The organism is Planktothrix rubescens CCAP 1459/22 (assembly GCA_904830895.1).
GTDB classification, from domain to species: domain Bacteria; phylum Cyanobacteriota; class Cyanobacteriia; order Cyanobacteriales; family Microcoleaceae; genus Planktothrix; species Planktothrix agardhii.
The window spans coordinates 4,033,565-4,052,249 of the sequence record LR882958.1 but is presented as its reverse complement, the minus strand read 5'-3'; the positions used below and the strand labels follow the sequence as shown (position 1 = coordinate 4,052,249).

General features: G+C 42.8%; 15 protein-coding genes. 6 read left to right on the top strand and 9 right to left on the bottom strand.

The window, feature by feature from the left end; genetic code table 11:
* Nucleotides 1-4: 4 nt before the first annotated feature.
* On the bottom strand, nt 5-667 hold the full coding sequence (locus tag NMG86_RS18650) for a vWA domain-containing protein (RefSeq protein ID WP_026785688.1): 663 nt from the start codon (nt 665-667) through the stop codon (nt 5-7).
* A gap of 136 nt (nt 668-803) precedes the next feature.
* Nucleotides 804-2,804: an FAD-dependent oxidoreductase gene (locus NMG86_RS18645; protein ID WP_043939565.1), complete on the bottom strand. Its 2,001-nt coding sequence runs from the start codon at nt 2,802-2,804 to the stop codon at nt 804-806.
* 264 nt (nt 2,805-3,068) lie between these two features.
* Between NMG86_RS18645 and NMG86_RS18640 the strand changes: the two genes are divergently transcribed.
* On the top strand, nt 3,069-3,659 hold the full coding sequence (locus NMG86_RS18640) for a DUF4126 domain-containing protein (RefSeq protein WP_026785690.1): 591 nt from the start codon (nt 3,069-3,071) through the stop codon (nt 3,657-3,659).
* 25 nt (nt 3,660-3,684) lie between these two features.
* Here NMG86_RS18640 and NMG86_RS18635 read toward each other — a convergent pair whose 3' ends face one another.
* The 5 genes from NMG86_RS18635 to NMG86_RS18615 all read right to left on the bottom strand — a co-directional run bounded on the left by NMG86_RS18635 (nt 3,685) and on the right by NMG86_RS18615 (nt 10,287).
* The gene (locus NMG86_RS18635; RefSeq protein WP_026796230.1) at nt 3,685-4,293 is read right to left on the bottom strand and encodes a hypothetical protein; all 609 of its coding nucleotides are present in this window, start codon (nt 4,291-4,293) and stop codon (nt 3,685-3,687) included.
* Between the two features lie 182 nt (nt 4,294-4,475).
* On the bottom strand, nt 4,476-5,609 hold the full coding sequence (locus NMG86_RS18630) for a type II secretion system F family protein (RefSeq protein WP_026785692.1): 1,134 nt from the start codon (nt 5,607-5,609) through the stop codon (nt 4,476-4,478).
* 233 nt (nt 5,610-5,842) lie between these two features.
* Nucleotides 5,843-6,943, bottom strand: a complete 1,101-nt coding sequence (locus tag NMG86_RS18625) for a type IV pilus twitching motility protein PilT (RefSeq protein WP_036832404.1) — start codon at nt 6,941-6,943, stop codon at nt 5,843-5,845.
* A 184-nt stretch (nt 6,944-7,127) separates the two neighbouring features.
* Nucleotides 7,128-9,131, bottom strand: coding sequence for a GspE/PulE family protein (locus NMG86_RS18620; RefSeq protein ID WP_026785694.1), 2,004 nt, complete (start codon nt 9,129-9,131; stop codon nt 7,128-7,130).
* A 61-nt stretch (nt 9,132-9,192) separates the two neighbouring features.
* Nucleotides 9,193-10,287 (bottom strand): RRXRR domain-containing protein, encoded by a 1,095-nt coding sequence (locus NMG86_RS18615; protein WP_036832703.1) that lies wholly within the window; start codon nt 10,285-10,287, stop codon nt 9,193-9,195.
* Nucleotides 10,288-10,922: 635 nt separating this feature from the next.
* Between NMG86_RS18615 and grpE the strand changes: the two genes are divergently transcribed.
* The 5 genes from grpE to rsgA all read left to right on the top strand — a co-directional run bounded on the left by grpE (nt 10,923) and on the right by rsgA (nt 16,633).
* Entirely contained in the window at nt 10,923-11,657 is a 735-nt protein-coding gene (grpE, locus tag NMG86_RS18610; protein WP_026796229.1) for a nucleotide exchange factor GrpE, read from the top strand.
* Nucleotides 11,658-11,882: 225 nt separating this feature from the next.
* The gene (dnaK, locus tag NMG86_RS18605; protein ID WP_026796228.1) at nt 11,883-13,952 is read left to right on the top strand and encodes a molecular chaperone DnaK; all 2,070 of its coding nucleotides are present in this window, start codon (nt 11,883-11,885) and stop codon (nt 13,950-13,952) included.
* An 18-nt stretch (nt 13,953-13,970) separates the two neighbouring features.
* Nucleotides 13,971-15,101: a molecular chaperone DnaJ gene (gene dnaJ / locus NMG86_RS18600; RefSeq protein ID WP_026796142.1), complete on the top strand. Its 1,131-nt coding sequence runs from the start codon at nt 13,971-13,973 to the stop codon at nt 15,099-15,101.
* A gap of 129 nt (nt 15,102-15,230) precedes the next feature.
* Nucleotides 15,231-15,497, top strand: coding sequence for a sulfurtransferase TusA family protein (locus NMG86_RS18595; protein ID WP_026785698.1), 267 nt, complete (start codon nt 15,231-15,233; stop codon nt 15,495-15,497).
* Nucleotides 15,494-16,633, top strand: a complete 1,140-nt coding sequence (gene rsgA / locus NMG86_RS18590; RefSeq protein ID WP_026785699.1) for a small ribosomal subunit biogenesis GTPase RsgA — start codon at nt 15,494-15,496, stop codon at nt 16,631-16,633. Before NMG86_RS18595 ends, rsgA begins: the two co-directional genes overlap by 4 nt.
* Nucleotides 16,634-16,844: 211 nt before the next feature.
* Here rsgA and NMG86_RS18585 read toward each other — a convergent pair whose 3' ends face one another.
* Nucleotides 16,845-17,828: a cysteine synthase A gene (locus NMG86_RS18585; protein WP_026796227.1), complete on the bottom strand. Its 984-nt coding sequence runs from the start codon at nt 17,826-17,828 to the stop codon at nt 16,845-16,847.
* 111 nt (nt 17,829-17,939) lie between these two features.
* On the bottom strand, nt 17,940-18,578 hold the full coding sequence (locus NMG86_RS18580; RefSeq protein ID WP_026785701.1) for a peroxiredoxin: 639 nt from the start codon (nt 18,576-18,578) through the stop codon (nt 17,940-17,942).
* Nucleotides 18,579-18,685: the final 107 nt, after the last annotated feature.

The following is an 18,685-nucleotide window of genomic DNA, read 5'->3' as shown; positions in this document are numbered from 1 at the left end:
TTGCTTAAACACTTCCCCATCCTGGCGGGGGTAAAGCCACCTGTTCATCAACTTTAGAATGGGAAACGGTTTGCATACTTGTAGATAACCAAATAAACATTTCTCTAAAGTCTAAACCCCGCAATTTTAACGGAGTTCTCTGGACAATTTGAGCTAATTTATCCAGATTTGCCCCTTCAACTCCAACGGCAAAAAATGCCACCTGTTTTTTAAATTCTTCCTCTTGAATGCGTCGAGTTGCTTCTTCTGTAACGCGATCATTTTCTCCTTGAGGTTCACCATCGGTAATCATAAATACCCAAGGACGATAATAGGTAATACCATTATTACGATATTCTAACTTTCTCGCCGCCACTAAATCTAAAGATTGGTTAATAGCAGTTCCCATAAAAGTTTGACCTTGGGCGGTTAATAAAGGTGGTTCAAACTGATCAGCAGTAACGAAATCCTGTACAATTTTAACTTGATTATCAAAGGAAATAATTGCCACTTCCACCCTTTTTTTAGCGAGTTCATCCCGAATTAAATCGTTTCTAAACGCCATTAGTCCATCGTTTAAGGCGTCAATGGGAACTCCTTGCATTGATGCGGAAGTATCCAATAACAACACGCAGGGACACCGAGGTTCAGGATTTTCTGCAAATTCAACCGCTTCGTCTAATCTCATAATTATGATCTGTTCTGCTTACAATCAATAGAATATGCACCATTATATCCTAATAATTGTCTTAAACTTCGTTGTTGGGCTTTAGCCCCTAGATTTTTGGGGCTAAAGCCCAACAACATGGATTTATTTATATTAATTATTTCCAATCTTCCCAAGACTGATTAAAAATTGACGTTTCTGGGAATAAAATCGGATTATTATTGCTTTCTAATAACCGTTGTAACTCCTCTAATATTGGTTCCCGATAGGGTAAATCATCGACTAATTGATAGGGAAAAATCTCGGTTTTTAAGCTAAATGCTGCGGTAGTTCCCGCCGCCGCCCCCACAGACCATTCAAAGGAATGAACCCGATAAGCCGCCGCCGCAATATGACTGGTGGCGATACTTTTTCCAGCTACTAATAGATTATCAATTTTTTGCGGAATCATCGCCCTTAAAGGAATTTGAAAGGGGTAAGCTTGTCCTTGTCCGCGACGTTCTCCTTCGCGTTCTGTATTCCCTGGAGTTTCCGGGGGACTTAGGGTTAAACAGGGGTGAAAATCAATCGCATAATGACCAATTCCGACGGTATCAGGATAAATTGTAGACCGAGAACGGGCTTTAATTTCTGCAATGGTTTTTTGTCCTGAAAAAGCGGGTAAACTGTTTAACCCTCCTAACTCTAACCATAGCAGTCTATAGGTTTCTGGAGTTAAATTTTCAGGATACCAATTTTGACGAAAGTTATTTCGAGAAATATCAATTTCTGATACCCTAAATCCGTCTTTTTGACCATAAGAAGGACGACCAATTATTCGTCTCCCTTCTCGGATATAGGGATATTTTGATAACCCATGAACGGTTCCCATCGGAGAATTTAAACCCGATAAATAGCGATAATTCGGATATTTTTGTTTAACCCCTTCACCGAGTTGGGAGTCTGTAGTTCCTGCTACTAACCAATAGAAAAAACCTTGAGCATTTTCTTCCCCTTTTCGCAAGGTTTCTGTTCTTAAACCTCCCTTCCATCCTCCGGGTTCAAGTTGACCAGTTTCGGCTAATTGGGCGGGGCTTAAAATTAAATTATCCGCCGAGGTTCCGGGTCGATAATCATTTCCCCATGTCCAATTTTGCATAGCAATATCCCCAGGATAAATCGGCCATTCCCTGGGATTTGCTGAACGTTTTTCTTTGGGATTCATACTATGAATTCGCCGATAGGTATAAACTAAATTAAAATCGGCTAATCGGGGTAATTCATAACTATAATAGGGAGCATATTGTTCATAGAATGGGGGTTTTTCATGAATTTGGGGATTTTTAGTCGCCTCCATTGCAAAAGTATAGGTAAATCCTTGAGTACAATAGGGATCTTTTGTAATACTAGATGCCGTTGGTTCTTGAGAAGAACGGGGATCAATTCCGAGTTGATGGGGAATATTAGTTAAGCCAATAATTTCTCCGGTTTCTGTTGCTTCAATAATATACCAATCGGCTCCTTGATTAGCTTTTTGTCTAGGAATAAATCTAATAATTGTTTTATCCAATTTTGGTGAATTTTCATACTCATAAGCATCATCAATAATAGTAGATAAAGGTTTTGTATTTAATTGAGGTTGTCCCGGGGCAGAAATATGTTGAATTGCGATCGCTTCGGTAATTTGATTATTAACAATTGTCATATCTTTAATCACAGTATTGGGAAACCACTGTAACTTTCCTTTACCTTTTTTTTCGGCTTTTTTAAACATTTTTAATAATATTTCATGCCCAGCTTCTGGCATAAAACAGGCTTCACTAACCCAACAAGCACCCGGGTTAAGCATCCCATATTTTTTTTCAATTTCTGCTCGTAATTCTAAATACCCTCTCGGATAAAATAAAAGGGATCTTTGGGTCGGTCTTTCATCAAGGGCGGAGGTTCCCTGGGCAGAAATTTGTCCCCCAACCCAGTCGGTAATTTCGGTTAAACAAACGGTTTTTCCTGCTAGTAACCCTTCATAAGCAGCCGCACTTCCCGCAAGTCCGCCCCCAACCACTAATAGATCACATTCTACTTTTTGATCAATCCTAGGAGGTGTTGCTAAAGCCAGGGATAAACTGGGATTTAAAGAGATGATACTAACGATTAAACTCATCAGGAATTTGGACATCATTTTAGTGCTATTTGCTCCGAATTTTATAGACATTTAATGACTTAAAAAGTTCCCAGTTAGAATAGATATGTCATAATAGAATTAACCCAGTTTATAAACACATAAATTTTGATAGAAAACCTTAATTTCTTGAATAGAGGGAATAAAATCCCCATTTTTAACCAAATTATAATTAGTATATAGAATATAAGATCATCCTTTAAACCAGGCTCAGACCCCCTATTTGATTTTTGGTATAAAATATTTTGTTCCTAACTTTGATTTATGATTGAACTTCTAGCGGTGCTATCGGCTTCGGCGGCGGCGGGATTAAGGATTGCTTTACCGTTACTGGTTATTGGTTTATTGCGAAATGATTTATGGTCGAGTGTACCTTTTCTGTCTCAATTTTCTCCACAGGTCGTTGTTGGGGTTCTCGTTAGTTGGTCATTATTTGAAATTTTTGCATCGAAAAAAATACTAGGACAACGGATTTTACAAATAATACAATTACTATTTAGCCCCTTTGTGGGTGCTATTTTGGGTTTAGCGATCGCAAAAGTAACTAACGTTCAACAAGGCTTATATTGGATTATTGCCATTGTTGCGGGTTTACTGGCTCTGGTTTTACAATTAGTGCAAACAGGATTATTTTATCGTCTACGGGGTTTGCCCCTATGGGTGATTTTAGCACAGGATATTCTTTGTGTTTTCTTAGTAATTTTTGCCTTCGATGCCCCTAAACAGGGGGGATTAATTGCATTATTATTACTATGGCTTTCCATTCGGATTTCTGGGGAATGGTATCGCTGGTACAGGAAACAAAGTCACCCTGGAGAACGCAACCCCCGACGTTATAAACGGGAACCAGATTAATTATATGAAGTGTCAAAGTTGATCCTCATTCTCCACCAAATTCTTGATATTCTTCTAATGGGATTTTATCGAAATCTGGGTATTCATAATTGTCAATTATCTCCTCTAAGGAGTGGATCACAAATGGTAAATTAGCCCCAATTAATCCCCGTTTAATTGATTCGGATGTGTCGGGATATAAAACAAATAAAGGATAAAGATCCTCTGCCTCTTGAGACTCAACGTATTTATAATGATGCGGCATAATCCATTCATAATCTTGATCTAATAAGACTTGAGTTAATCGCCAGCGCCTTAATAAATCCGATAATTCTTCTTGGGGACGATGAATAAAAATAAAAATTTCCGGCCCAATTTTAACTTTCCATTCTGGATCACACATTAGAATCACAATATCACAGGGTAAACCCACCGCATCCCCAGGTTTAATACTAATTCCCTGTTGTCCTGAATAGGAAACTCCCTGACGTAAACGCACAATGGGTAAGGGAATCGTAATCACACTATCATCAGAACGGCGAATACTCGGAACCATTTCAAAATAAGGACGATGTTGCTTAAGTAAAGTAATCGCGGATTCACAATTACTATATTCTGCCAGCAACGCTTCATAATGAGATTTTTGAATAGACATAACCTGAATAAAAAATTAATTTGAAATTACGAACACCGGAACAGCCCCCGCCCGTGCACGGGGGGCTAGGGGGGGAGGGAACACCGGAACAGGGAATATTAAGGCTGTTGCCTGTTGCCTATTCCCTTCTTAAGTCTTTTCTGTTGCCTGTTGCCTATTCCGGTGTTCCCTTCTTAATGTGTTTAACCCATTTTTTCAAAGACTGAAAACATGGGCAAATACATAGATAACAAAATTGAACCGACAATTCCGGCAACCAAAACAATCATCAAAGGTTCTAACATACTGGTAAGTCCTTTTACGGCTTCTTCCACTTCCGTTTCATAGAACGCCCCGACTTTCATTAACATTTTATCAAGTTCCCCGGATTCTTCCCCAATAGCAATCATTTGAATTGCCAACCCGGGAAATACATTTCCTTCCTGTAAGGCTAAACTAATTAAACCTCCTTGTTGAATAGAATCTCTGGCATTGGCAATACATAAAGCGATCGCCGCATTTCCCGCCACTTCTTCCACAATTTGCAAAGAGTTCATAATTGGAACCCCAGATCGGGTTAAACTGCCGAAAATTGTACAAAACCGCGCCACAGCAGAAATTTGAATCAGGTTGCCAAAAATTGGTAACTTTAAAAATAGCCTATCAAAAAACATTCTGCCAGCAGGAGTTTTATAAACGGCTTTATAAATCGTTAATATTCCTACCAAAGTCCCGATCACAATAGCTTGCGGAATCGGGGGCCAAGTTCGACAAAAGGAACTAATATTGAGCATAATCTGCGTAAATACTGGCAGTGTTGCCCCAATATCCTGAAACACTTTCGCAAAGGTGGGGAGTAAAAAAGTTGTCATCCCAAAAAAGATCGCAATGGCAATAAAGCCAACGGTTTTGGGATAGGACATAGCTGACTTAATTTCGGCGTTAGTTTTGTGGTTTTTTTCCATCATTACTGCTAGTCTTTCTAAGACTTCATCTAACACCCCCCCAGTTTCTCCCGCCGAGACCATACTAATAAAAAGCTGATCAAAAATATCGGGGAATTTTCTCATGGCCAAGGAAAGTTCTACCCCTTCTTCCACATCAGCCCGAATAAAAGTTAAGGCATTTTTTAACTTCGCATTACTACATTGATCACATAATACACTTAAACATTTTGCCATCGAAATTCCGGCGTTAAACATTGAGGCAAACTGACGAGCAAAAATTGCCAAATCTTTAACGGTAATACTTGCGAGGGCAATACTAATACTTTCTTCGATTCGTTTAAAGTCGAAACCTCTGTTTCTGACTTGACTCCGAACTGCACTGCTTGACATATATTTTTACCTACTCAGTATTAATTTTTTACTGATAACCGATAACTGATAACTGATAACTGATATAGCAGTTGCGCCTGGTCTGGGAGGACATAGACTGAGGCAGCAAACCTGAACAGAGAAATCTTTTCTTGCGGTGTTCCGGTGTTCCCAGATCCGGCGTTCCCTCCCCCCCTAGCCCCCGTGCACGGGGGGTTTGGGGGGGCTGTTCCGGTGTTCCCTGCTATAACTGATTAAGCTCTGGCTTTTTGTCCCTTAGTTGCCGAGGGAGCCGGGCCAATTAAACGTTCCAATTCATCGGGTTTAGACGATTTACTCATCGCCGCTTCCCAAGTGACTTGACCCTCGGTATAGAGTTTCGCCAAAGCCATTTCCATCGTTTGCATTCCCAATTTCCCTCCCATTTGAATTTGGGAGTAAATTTGAGCGGTTTTTCCCTCCCGAATTAAGTTGGCCATAGCCGGAGTATTCATCATAATTTCGATACAAGCCCGACGACCACCCCCAATAGCGGGAACCAAGTTTTGACTACAAACCCCCACCAGTGAACCTGATAACTGAGATCGGACTTGGGGTTGTTGAATCGGCGGGAATACGTCTAACATCCGGTCTACCGTCGCCGCCGCCGAGTTCGTGTGCAGAGTTCCAAAGACTAAGTGACCTGTTTCAGCGGCAGAAATCGCTAGACCAATAGTTTCTAAATCTCGCATTTCCCCAACCAGAATAATATCGGGGTCTTCCCGTAATGCCGCTTTTAGGGCATTCGCAAAACTCTTAGTGTCTTCTCCTTTTTGTCGTTGGTGGAATAAACTTTTAATGTTAGGAAACACATATTCAATTGGATCTTCCACCGTGAGGACGTGCTCCGAGCGAGTCCGATTAATTAAGTCTAACAAAGCCGCCATGGTTGTGGTTTTACCCGAACCCGTTTGACCAGTTACCAACACCATCCCCCTCGGGCGTTCGGTCATATCCCGAATCACCTGGGGAACTCCTAATTTATCCGCATTGGGAATCTTAGAGGCTAAAGCTCGTAAACACGCAGCCCAACAACCCCGTTCTCGATAGACATTCACCCGGAATCGTGCTAGTCCCCGTACCCCATAAGCACAGTCTAATTCCCACTCCTGCTCTAACTGCTTGCGCTGCATATTATTCAGCATTTGATAAATCAGAGCTTGCACTTCTTCGGGGGATAGAGTTTCCCCAAATTGAGGCTGAGGGGTCAGTTTTCCACTAATTCGGAAAAAGATAGGTGCGCCTGCTTGAATATGAATATCAGACCCCCCCTGCTCGACTAAAGACTCTAAAGCGTCTTCAATCATTAATCCCATTATTTTTCTCCTTTAAATTAGGTTGTAACGATTTGCTCGGTTCTGGTATTAACCTGCTGTTAACCCAAAACCTGTGAAAATTAAGAATTTCTCCTAGTATTCCCAATAGTTGTGTTTTACTAAGCACCGAAACCGTTCTAAACCCCACAGGAAACCTTTGGGAAATAGCAATTTTCCCCCATGTTTAGCTGGTAAAGCGTGGAGTCATGCAATAGGGACAATCTAACCATTCTGGTTTCAATTCCGCTTCACAACTCTTACAGGTTAAGCCCTGTTTCCGTTTGGCTTTGAGTTCAGCTTCTAAACCAGAATCGGTAAACGTCACCCGCTCCACTTCTTCAAAGGTGGTATAGCCTTCGCGGACTAGCTGCAAACTGTAGGCTAAGATGGTTTTCATCCCTTCTTCAACGGCTGCTTCCTTAATTTGTTCCGTGGGCGCACCTTTGGTAATTAGGGTTTGCAGTCTTTCAGTCACCTTCAAGAATTCGTACACCCCCACCCGACCTTTGTAACCCAGTCCATTACATTTTTTGCACAACTGACCCCCATCCGTCAGATGCTTGCGTTGTTCAATCGGAATGGTATTGGCTTTATAAAAGGTAATATCGACTTCTTGGGAAGTAGATAACCCATAGCGACCTAGTTCTTCACTGGTGGGGGTATAGGGAACCCGACACTCGCCACAAACCCGACGCATCAGACGTTGAGCCAGAATCCCTAATAAGGCCGCCGACACCATGAAAGGTTCTACCCCCATTTCATCCAAACGGGCGATCGCCCCGGCCGCGTCGTTTGTGTGTAAAGTAGTTAATACTAAGTGTCCGGTTAAGGCGGCTTCAATAGAAGTCTTAGCCGTTTCTAAATCTCGCGTTTCCCCCACCAATAAAACATCGGGATCTTGTCGTAAAAACGCCCGTAAAATATTAGCAAAAGTTAAATTTTTCTCTCGAATTACCTGACACTGGGTAATTCCGGGTAAGGCATATTCAATCGGATCTTCGGCCGTACTAATATTAATCGCTGGATCGTTGCGTTCGGCTAAAACCGAATACAAGGAGGTTGATTTTCCTGAACCCGTTGGCCCAGTCACCAAAATCAACCCAAAGGGTCGAGAAGCGGTTTCCCGAACTAAGGCCAAGGTTTCTTGATCAGTAATTAATTTATCTAACCCTAATTGAGTTGAGGAACTATCCAAAATCCGCAAAACAATTTTTTCCCCGTAGCGACTGGGGAGACTATTAACACGGAAATCCACCGTCCGTCCTCGGAACTTCCGACGAATCCGGCCATCCTGGGCTTGACGGCGTTCGGCAATATCCATTTCCGCTAGAATTTTAAACCGGGAGGTAATGGCTGGAATCACCTTTTTAGGAAATTTATAATATTCCTCCAACACCCCATCTCGACGCATCCGAATCCGCATCTCATGTTCTTGGGGTTCGACGTGAATATCAGACACCCCTTCCGAGAGAGCTTTGGCTAAAATCACGTTCACCGCTTTGATCACCGGGGCGGTTTCAGATTCTTGGATTTCGTCGGCCAAATCCATCCCACCGCCTTCATCCCCCACATCTTCGAGGTCTGTAGTGTCAAAATCCCCGGCGGTAAATTCTAATTTCTCTTTCTCACGAATGGCAGCTTCGACGGCTTTGCGTTTAACATCTTCATTACTGTAGGCAGAAATGATTTGATCATAATCTTCATGGGTAATCACCCGCCGTTGTAACTTCAGGGCTTTGGGTCGCAGAATTTGGTTTCTTAATTCCTCCAAAGCCGTTAGGTTATCGGGGTCAACCATCGCAATCAAAACTGAAGATGGATCACTTTCGACTGTGCGTAGGGGAATAAAGCGATGGCGTTTACAGGTTTCTAAACTCGTCTCCAGAAATTTCAGCATGACTTCGAGTTCTTCCGTCGTCATCGGTTCAATTTCAGGATCATAAGCTTCGACCCCATGAACAATTCTCAGTTCAAATAACTGTTGTTTTTTGTACTGACGGGCTAACTCCGGGGGCAGAGGCTGACCCGTAATTGATTCCAAAATTTCCGTTAGGGGCTGACCGGGGCGGGCTGTTTTTATAGCCTGCTGAAGTTGCTCAGGATTAATATAACCAGATTGAATTAATTTGTTGCCAAAGGGAGTATTGCTTTGAACAACCAAGGCGCGTCTTTGGGATGTATTAGTCATCGAAAAACTGGGTTTGAAACCCCGTCCTTTAGCGAAGCGAAGGACGGCTTTACACAATCTTCTAAGTAACAATCAACCCGTTGGAACGGCGAATTAACTGTACTTTACTAGAAGCAATCTGCCCTAACCGTTTCCAATTAGCATCGCTGACAGATACTTGTCTTTCGGTGTCTCCTGACACATAACCAACACCCTTGGGAGATTTAACCAAGTCCCCTTTACGGAATCCATGACGAGTCGTAGAACCCCCATACTTACGACGCATTCCACCTTTTGCTGGGAGCATTAAGTGAAGTTGGCGACGAGAAAAAGGCGGTCTGCGAATCACTCGGAATTGGGCAGTTGTAATTACAACATTACCAAACCAATTAGCACCATCAGTTTTTGCTGTATGATATTGGCGATACTTCACAAAAGCTGTTGCTGCAATAGCTACGCCATCAACTGCATGAGTATTAAATTCAGCCTTAGATTTGTCTGTTTTGTTCTTTTTTAACCCCAAGTATTTACGAGTTGATGCGGTTCGATAACCTTCAATCTTAACTACGGTTGCAAACTTTTCCAGTTGACCACACATCCATTTTTGTCCCACCATTACAGGCGAGAAGCCTTTACCAGATTTTGCTTGTTTACGTCCACTGGTTAAGTCAATATCAGCTTTGATGTACTCGTATCTAATTTCTGCAACTGGGTAGATTTTGAATAATTCAGAAACTATTCTCAATTCCAATTGACGATTAGCACGAATTGATGGAGCCAGTTTACCTTGGCGACGATTACTAAAACGTTTTTGGCGATGATTGCGTTTTGAAAACTCAATCTTCCGGTTGATTCTTCTTCCTCTACGACTTCGACGCATTAATCGTCTTGTATCCATGCGCTCACGGACTGTCTGAAACGGTAAAATTAGATGAGCCGTATATAGTGTAAACTTAGCTGACTGAACACCGATCCCAGAGAATTTCTTGCCAGGGTCAATCCCAATCACAATATTTTGGGTTGTGTATCCACTCGGCTCAACCGTTAATTGGAGATAAAATTGCCCACAATCTGACCAGCGTTTAACTGCTTTTCCAGACTCAATCCACTTCCTAGCTCTCGCTGGTGTGGTTGGCATTAATGGCTTGTTGTCTTGAGCTACTACTGGGATTCGCATTTTGGTATAACCCAATTACTTGTTCTCGTCCCTTCCCGCAACACAGCTAAGATGTCTTGGCTTGACAAACACGCCTTTACCAATAAGGCTTACAGATAGTCCGAACTAGGGAAGTATTCGGAAGTGTGTACCAAGCTATGTCTTTTGCGGTATTCACCTCTTTCGTTGTCTAAATTGGTTTAGACAATCCCCGCACCTTTAGGGCGGGGTTGGTGAAAGCCTAGACTTAAGTTATATATCTTTAAATTGTCCAGCCGCTTCACAACCGCCCACCTTGGGGATTTCAACCATCTCTATCTTAATCCAAATCCGTGCTAGAAACACGGGGTTTTAGACTCAATTTCTTGATAATAGCTTTTCCTCGCTCACGGGGTTGTATTTTAAGATTTAATAGTTTGAGGCAACTCAATGGAAGAACTTCTGATTTAAGGCAACTTCTCCTCACAAATCTTACTGTTGCGGTGTTGCGGTGTTGTGGTGTTCCCTCAGAGATGGAATGAATGGCTCCAATTCAGTTAAAATTTTTGAAGTAACGTTTACGCCATGATGATCAAGAGTGAGGTTGCTCCTAATATCTTGAAGGTTTAGGAAATCTCGCGCTTATTTTTTATGATTAATAAGGACAAATTACGATTATGGTATCTAATTCAACCGCGAATAATCCTGATGAACTAACGGGTCAATCCTATTCAACCTCTGAATCGGAAGCGAAAAGTTTTGGTGATCTCGAACATGATGCCACAACCGCGACAGAATCAAGCTCCGAAACTTCTGTGGCGACGGACACAACTGCTACCCCCGAAACCACCTTTGGTCAGGAAATAGAATCAAGCGGGGAGGGCTTTCCTGCTGAAGTTATGGCCTTAGTAGAAGTTAATGCTTCCTTGAAAGCTCAACTAGAAGATATCACGGGGCAATATCGCCGTCTAGCTGCGGATTTTGAGAACTTCCGCAAACGGACTCAAAAGGAAAAAGAGGATTTAGAAATTTCCATTAAAGGGTCAACCCTGAAGCCGTTACTTCAGGTGGTAGATAACTTTGATCGGGCTAGATCTCAAATTAAACCCCAAACCGATGCGGAAATGAATATCCACAAAAGTTACCAGGGGGTTTATAAATTAATGGTAGATTCCCTGAAACAACTTGGGGTAGCGGTAATGCGTCCAGAGGGAGAGCCTTTTGACCCGAATTTACATGAAGCGGTGATGCGAGAACCTACGGATGCCTACCCAGAAGGAACGGTAATTGAGGATTTAATGCACGGTTATCAATTGGGAGAAAAGGTATTACGTCATGCCATGGTGAAGGTTGCAACCGCTCCTGAAACTGATTCTACAGAAGAATCAACGGCTGACGCAGAAACCCCTTAATCAGTTATCAGTTAATAGTTAATAGTTAATAGTTAACAGTTAACAGTTAATACCTAGTTATTGATCGACAATAGTTGTTAACTGATCACTGTTTACCGATAATAACTGATAACTGGTTACTGAACATAATTGTTGACTGATCATAACTGATGACTGACAACTATTAACTGACAACTATTAACTGATAACTGATAACTGATCACTGATAACTGAATAAGAGGAGTTATGGGAAAAGTCATTGGCATAGACTTAGGGACAACAAATAGTTGTGTGGCGGTCTTAGAAGGGGGACAACCCATTGTAATTTCCAACTCTGAGGGAGGACGAACGACTCCTAGTATTGTGGGATTTGGGAAGTATGGCGATCGCCTCATCGGTCAATTAGGCAAGCGACAAGTCGTTACCAATGCGGAAAATACCGTTTACAGCATTAAGCGGTTTATTGGGCGTCGTTGGGAAGATACCGAAGAAGAGCGTTCCCGGGTTCCCTATAACTGTGTTAAGGGCAAGGATGATACCGTGAATGTGAAAATTCGCGACCAAGTTTATACCCCGCAAGAAATCTCGGCGATGATCTTACAAAAGCTGAAGGAAGATGCCGAAGCCTATTTAGGGGAAACTGTCACCCAAGCAGTAATTACGGTTCCCGCCTATTTTACCGATGCTCAAAGACAAGCCACCAAGGACGGCGGAACCATTGCCGGGTTAGACGTGCTGCGGATTATTAATGAACCCACGGCCGCCGCCCTCTCCTATGGGTTAGATAAACAAGACCAAGAGCAGAAAATTTTGGTTTTTGACCTCGGAGGTGGTACCTTTGATGTCTCCATTTTGCAACTCGGAGACGGGATTTTTGAAGTCAAATCAACGGCCGGAAATAATCACTTGGGTGGGGATGATTTTGATAACTGTCTTGTGCAATGGATGATCCAAAAATTCAAAACCCAGGAAGGAATTAGCCTATCATCGGAAAAAATGGCGGTGCAAAGGTTACGAGAAGCCGCCGAAAAAGCCAAAATTGAGTTATCAAATAGGAACACCACTTCAATTAATTTACCGTTTATTGTCTCCGATGATTCCGGGCCTAAACATTTGGAACTAGAACTCGGTCGGGGGGAATTTGAAGGGTTGGTGAAACATCTCGTAGACAGCACCATTGAACCCGTGGCCCAAGCCCTCAAAGATGCGAGTTTACAACCGAATCAAATTAATCGGATTATTTTAGTCGGGGGGTCTACCCGAATTCCGGCGGTGCAACAAGCCATTAGTGATTATTTTGGCGGTCGCACCCCAGATCGTTCAGTCAACCCCGATGAAGCCGTTGCTTTAGGTGCCGCCATCCAAGCCGGGGTCTTAGCCGGGGAAGTGAAAGATTTATTGTTATTAGATATTACCCCTTTATCTTTGGGTTTAGAAACCCTAGGGGGAGTCTCAACTAAAATTATTGAACGCAATACTACTATTCCGACCAGCCGTTCTCAAATGTTTTCTACAGCCGTTGATGGTCAGTCCTCCGTAGAAATTCACGTCCTCCAAGGAGAACGGGCCATGGCAAAGGATAATAAAAGTTTAGGCAAGTTTCTCCTCAGTGGTATTCCGGCGGCTAAACGGGGTATTCCTCAAATTGAAGTCGCCTTTGATCTCGATGCCAATGGTATTCTCAAAGTTTCGGCTCAGGATAAAGGAACCGGACAGGAACAAAGTATTGAAATTAGCAATACGGGAGGACTGACCGAAGCGGAAATTGAACGGATGCGTCAAGAAGCAGAGGTTTATGCCGATGAAGATGAAAAACGGCGTTTAGTTGCCGATCTGAAAAATCAATCCGAAACCCTATTCTATAATTGTAAAGAAACCCTGAAAGGAAATGCTAACCAGATTAGCGATGAACTCAAAGAACGAGTCCGTCAAGAAGCTGCGGCCTTAAAAAAAGCGGTGGCAAATGCCGAGATCTCCTACGAGGAGATGAAACAACAGGTGGAATCGTTCCAAGAAATGTTGTATGCTTTGGGTTCGGCCATTTATGAACAAGCTGGCCAGAATTCTTCCCCGTCCCCGTCCCCGTCTTCGTCTTTCGCTTCTGAGGATTCAAAATTGGATGCCACTCAAGAAGATGCAGAAGAAACTGAAAATGCAGAAGATATAGAAGGCATGGAAGATACAGATGATACCAGTAGCGGGTTATCCCTCGTGAACAACAGTATCATCGACACCCCCTTTGGAATAGATCCTGTTTCTGTTCCAGAGCCAACAACCGATCCGGGCAATCCTTTTACGTCTCAATTCACTGAATAATTTTAGGCAAAATACTCTATGGCAGGCGATTATTATGAAATATTGGGTGTCTCCCGTGAGGCAGATACAGAAGAACTTAAGCGTGCCTATCGTCGCCTAGCTCGCAAGTATCACCCCGATGTGAATAAAGAAGCAGGCAGCGAAGAACGGTTTAAAGAAATTAGTCGTGCCTACGAAGTGCTAAAAGAACCGGAGTTACGGGCGCGATATGACCGGTTTGGAGAAGCCGGGGTATCTAGTGGTGCGGCTGGCTTTGACCCCAACTTTACAGATCCGTTTACTGATATTTTTGAGAGCTTCTTCAGTGGGTTCGGCGGCGGGGTAGGCGGTAATACCCAAGCGCGTAAACGTACTGGCCCGGCGCGGGGGGATGATCTACGCTTAGACCTGCGTTTAGAGTTCAAAGAAGCGATTTTTGGCGGAGAAAAGGAAATCCGAATTAAGCATTTAGAAACCTGTGAAACCTGCACCGGAACCGGGGCAAAACCGGGGACTCGCCCCCAAACCTGTTCCACCTGTGGCGGAAGTGGTCAAGTCCGTCGGGCGACTCGGACTCCCTTTGGCAGTTTTACTCAGGTTTCCGTTTGTCCGAACTGTAATGGCACAGGACAGATGATTGAGGATAAATGTTCCACCTGTGGCGGTCGGGGTTTAAATGAAGTCACGAAGAAACTAAAAATCAATGTTCCGGCCGGGGTGGATAATGGTACTCGTCTACGGGTCGCGAACGAGGGGGATGCGGGAAAACGCAGTGGGCCTCCGGGGGATTTATATGTGTTCCTGTCAGTTGCACCTGATGCGAAATTTAAACGGGATGGGATTAATATTCTATCGGAAGTCAAAATTAGCTATCTTCAGGCAATCCTTGGGTTTGATTTTGAGGTGGAAACCGTTGATGGCCCTACTAAGTTAACGATTCCGGCGGGAACTCAACCCGGAACGGTATTAACCCTGGAAAATAAGGGGGTTCCCCGTCTGGGAAATCCCGTGAGTCGGGGGGATCACTTAATCACGATTCTGGTGGAAATTCCTACCAAGGTGGCACAGGAAGAACGGGAACTGCTGGAACAATTGGTCAAAATTCGAGGTGATCGCACGGGAAAGGGCGGAATTGAGGGGTTTCTGGGTAACTTATTCCACCAAAAGTAGGGGAGTAGGGGTGGGGAGAGCAGGAGAGGTAATTGATACTCTATGCGCCAACTTTTGGCCTAAATTTTATCCCCTGCTCTCGGATTGTTTTGAAATTTCTCATTTTTATCGTTTTGAGATATTATTTTTATGGTAGAAATTGATACTTTAACGCCGAATGCTCAATTGGATTTGCGGGGAACGCCTTGTCCTTTGAATTTTGTTCGGACGAAACTCCGCTTAGAACAGATGACACCAGGTTCGCTCTTGGAAGTTTGGTTGGACGGGGGAGAACCCATTGAACAGGTTCCTGATAGTTTAAGGATGGCTGGATATGATATTGAACAAATCAAAGATTGTGGGGAGTTTTTTGAGGTTCAGGTTCGTTGTCCACTCACTCCTAAATCTGTTCAATGACAACCGATGACCCCTTGATAAAGGAACTGGTGGGAACTGTTGTCGCGGTTCAAGCGAATTTCTATCAGGTTCAACTCGAATCCGACGGGGTTTTAGACCCGCAACGACTGTTATTATGTACCCGTCGTTCTCTTTTAAAAAAGATGGGTCAGCAGGTGATGGTGGGGGATCGGGTGGTTGTGGAGGAACCTGACTGGTCGGGAAAACGAGGGGCGATTGCTCGGGTGTTTCCCCGAATTACGGAACTGAGTCGTCCTCCGATTGCCAATGCGAATCAAATTTTATTGGTTTTTGCGATCGCAGAACCGGAGTTAGAAATCACGGCTTTGAGTCGGTTTTTAGTCAAGGCGGAATCAACGAGTTTAGAGGTCTGTTTATGTTTGAATAAGTGCGATTTAGTTTCGACCGATGCGTTATTATTTTGGCGCGATCGCTTGTTAAACTGTGGATATCATCCTTTATTTATTAGTGTTAATAATGGTTTGGAATATACGGTTAGTTCTGAACGTAGAGTGATTCAAAAATCTCTTTTTCAAGCTGAAAATACCTTTAACGAGAATACTTTACTTCATCAACTTAAAGATAAAACTACAGTAATTTCTGGCCCTTCTGGTGTAGGAAAATCCAGTTTAATTAATCAATTAATTCCGAGTCTTAATATCAGAGTTGCTACGGTTTCAGGAAAGTTAGGACGGGGAAGACATACCACTCGCCATGTTGAATTATTTCAATTACCAACTGGGGGATTATTAGCCGATACACCGGGATTTAATCAACCCGAATTAGAATGTCATCCAGAAGAATTAGTTGATTATTTCCCAGAAGCAAAACACCGTTTTAGTGCTGGAAAATGTCAATTTAGTGATTGTTCCCATCGAGATGAACCGAATTGTATTGTCCGGGGCGACTGGGAACGTTATCCGATTTATTTGGAGTTTTTAGAAGCTGCGATCGCCTATCAAGAAGCTATTAAACAACAACCGGATATAGAAACCAATACGAAATCTAAAACAAAATTAGGAGGTAAACAACAATTAGAACCTAAGTTAGCAAGTAAGAAATATCGTCGTTCTTCCCGTCGTTTTCAACATCAAACCTTACAGGATTTATGTGAAGAATTCAAGGATGATGAATAACACTATAGCAATCCTATTTGAGTTGTGTTTAAAAGTCCTGTTATAGCAACCGCCAAGGCAGTTAAGACACCAGACGGATATTGGAACCCAGACGGTAAAGTGTTTCCCCCGGTGTTCCCTCCCCCCCGTGCACGGGGGGTTTGGGGGGGCTGTTCCCTGCTATAAGTGAAGATTGTTCCAGAAACCCGATTTCTAGGAGTCTGGTGGTTTTCTAATCTAAATTATTCGGCCAGAGATTCCGTTCCTGTAACCATTCTTTATTAAACAATTTAGATTGATAACGAGCGCCTCCATCACATAAAACCGTCACAATGGTATGACCTGGGCCCATTTCTTTCGCTAAAGCTACGGCCGCCGCCACATTAATGCCAACGGAACCCCCCATAAATAATCCGTCTTTTCTTAATAGTTGATAAACCACCCGTACAGCTTCTTGATCATCGACTAAAATCGCATCATCAATTAGAACATCCTGCATATTTGCCGTGATTCGACTATTCCCAATACCTTCTGTGATCGAATTACCTTGAGGGGTAATTTCTCCGGTTTTCACATAACTATATAAACCACTTCCCATCGGGTCAGCAACAACGGTTTTAATCCGATTATTCTTCTCTTTTAAAAACAGCGAAACTCCCGCAAAAGTTCCTCCGGTTCCCGTTGCTGCCACCCAAGCATCAACTTTACCATCGGTTTGTTGCCAAATTTCTGGCCCGGTGGTTTCATAATGGGCAATCCGATTAGCTAAATTATCAAATTGATTCGCCCAAACTGCATTTTCCATTTCTGAAGCCAAACGTCCCGATAATTTTACATAATTATTGGGGTCTTTATAAGGAACAGCAGGAACCGGACGAACTTCTGCCCCTAAAGTTCTTAATGCTTCCATTTTCTCCGAGGATTGAGTATCGGGAATAATAATTAAACATTTGTAGCCTTTCGCATTACAAATATGAGCTAATCCAATCCCAGTATTGCCTGCGGTTCCTTCTACAACGGTTCCACCGGGTTTAAGTAATCCTTTTTCTTCTGCATCTTTAATAATATATAAAGCCGCCCGATCTTTTACAGACCCCCCCGGATTTAAAAATTCTCCTTTCCCTAAAATTTCACAGCCAGTTTCATCACTAAAACTATTTAATCGAATTAAAGGTGTATTCCCAATTGTGCCGATAAAACCGTTTTTGATGTCCATGAGCAACGTCCTAGTTAAAATTTAGTAGTGGGTTTCTTTTATTTTAGGGATTAACAGGACTAATGCAAAAAACCCGGCTTGGTGAAACCGAGTTTTTTGTTCAAGATGGGTTTATTTATTGGGTTGAGGAGTCAGACGTAAATAGGGTTTAACTTCTTGATAACCTTTGGGGAACTTCTCTTTTAAGACTTCAGGGTCTTTCAGGGAGGGCACAATTACACAATCTTCCCCATCTTTCCAGTCGGCGGGAGTAGCAACGCTATAGTGGTCAGTCAGTTGCAGAGAATCAATTACCCGCAGAATTTCATCAAAGTTGCGTCCGGTGCTCGGGGGATAGGTGAAGCTCAAACGCAGTTTTTTGTTAGGGTCAATGATGAAGACACTACGCACGGTCAGGGTCGCATTAGCATTGGGATGAATCATATCGTACAATTCGGATACTTTGCGATCGCCATCCGCTAAAATAGGGTAATTAACCACAGTATTTTGGGTTTCGTTAATATCTTGAATCCAGCCTTTATGGGATTCGGCATCATCCACACTCAGAGCAATAACTTTTACATTGCGTTTGTCAAATTCGGGTTTTAACTTAGCAACAGTGCCCAATTCTGTTGTACAAACGGGAGTATAGTCGGCCGGGTGAGAAAATAATACCACCCAGCTATCCCCAGCCCAATCATAAAAACTGATGTCCCCTTCAGAGGAGGCTTGAGTAAAGTTAGGGACAGTATCCCCAAGTCGAAGTGTCATAGTTAATATCCTCTAAGTTCAATGAAAATCTGTGTTCTTATTATACCCCAGTTTCCCCATCGGATTTAAGGAGTAATCAGAAAAATTCAAGAAATATCAGATAGAAT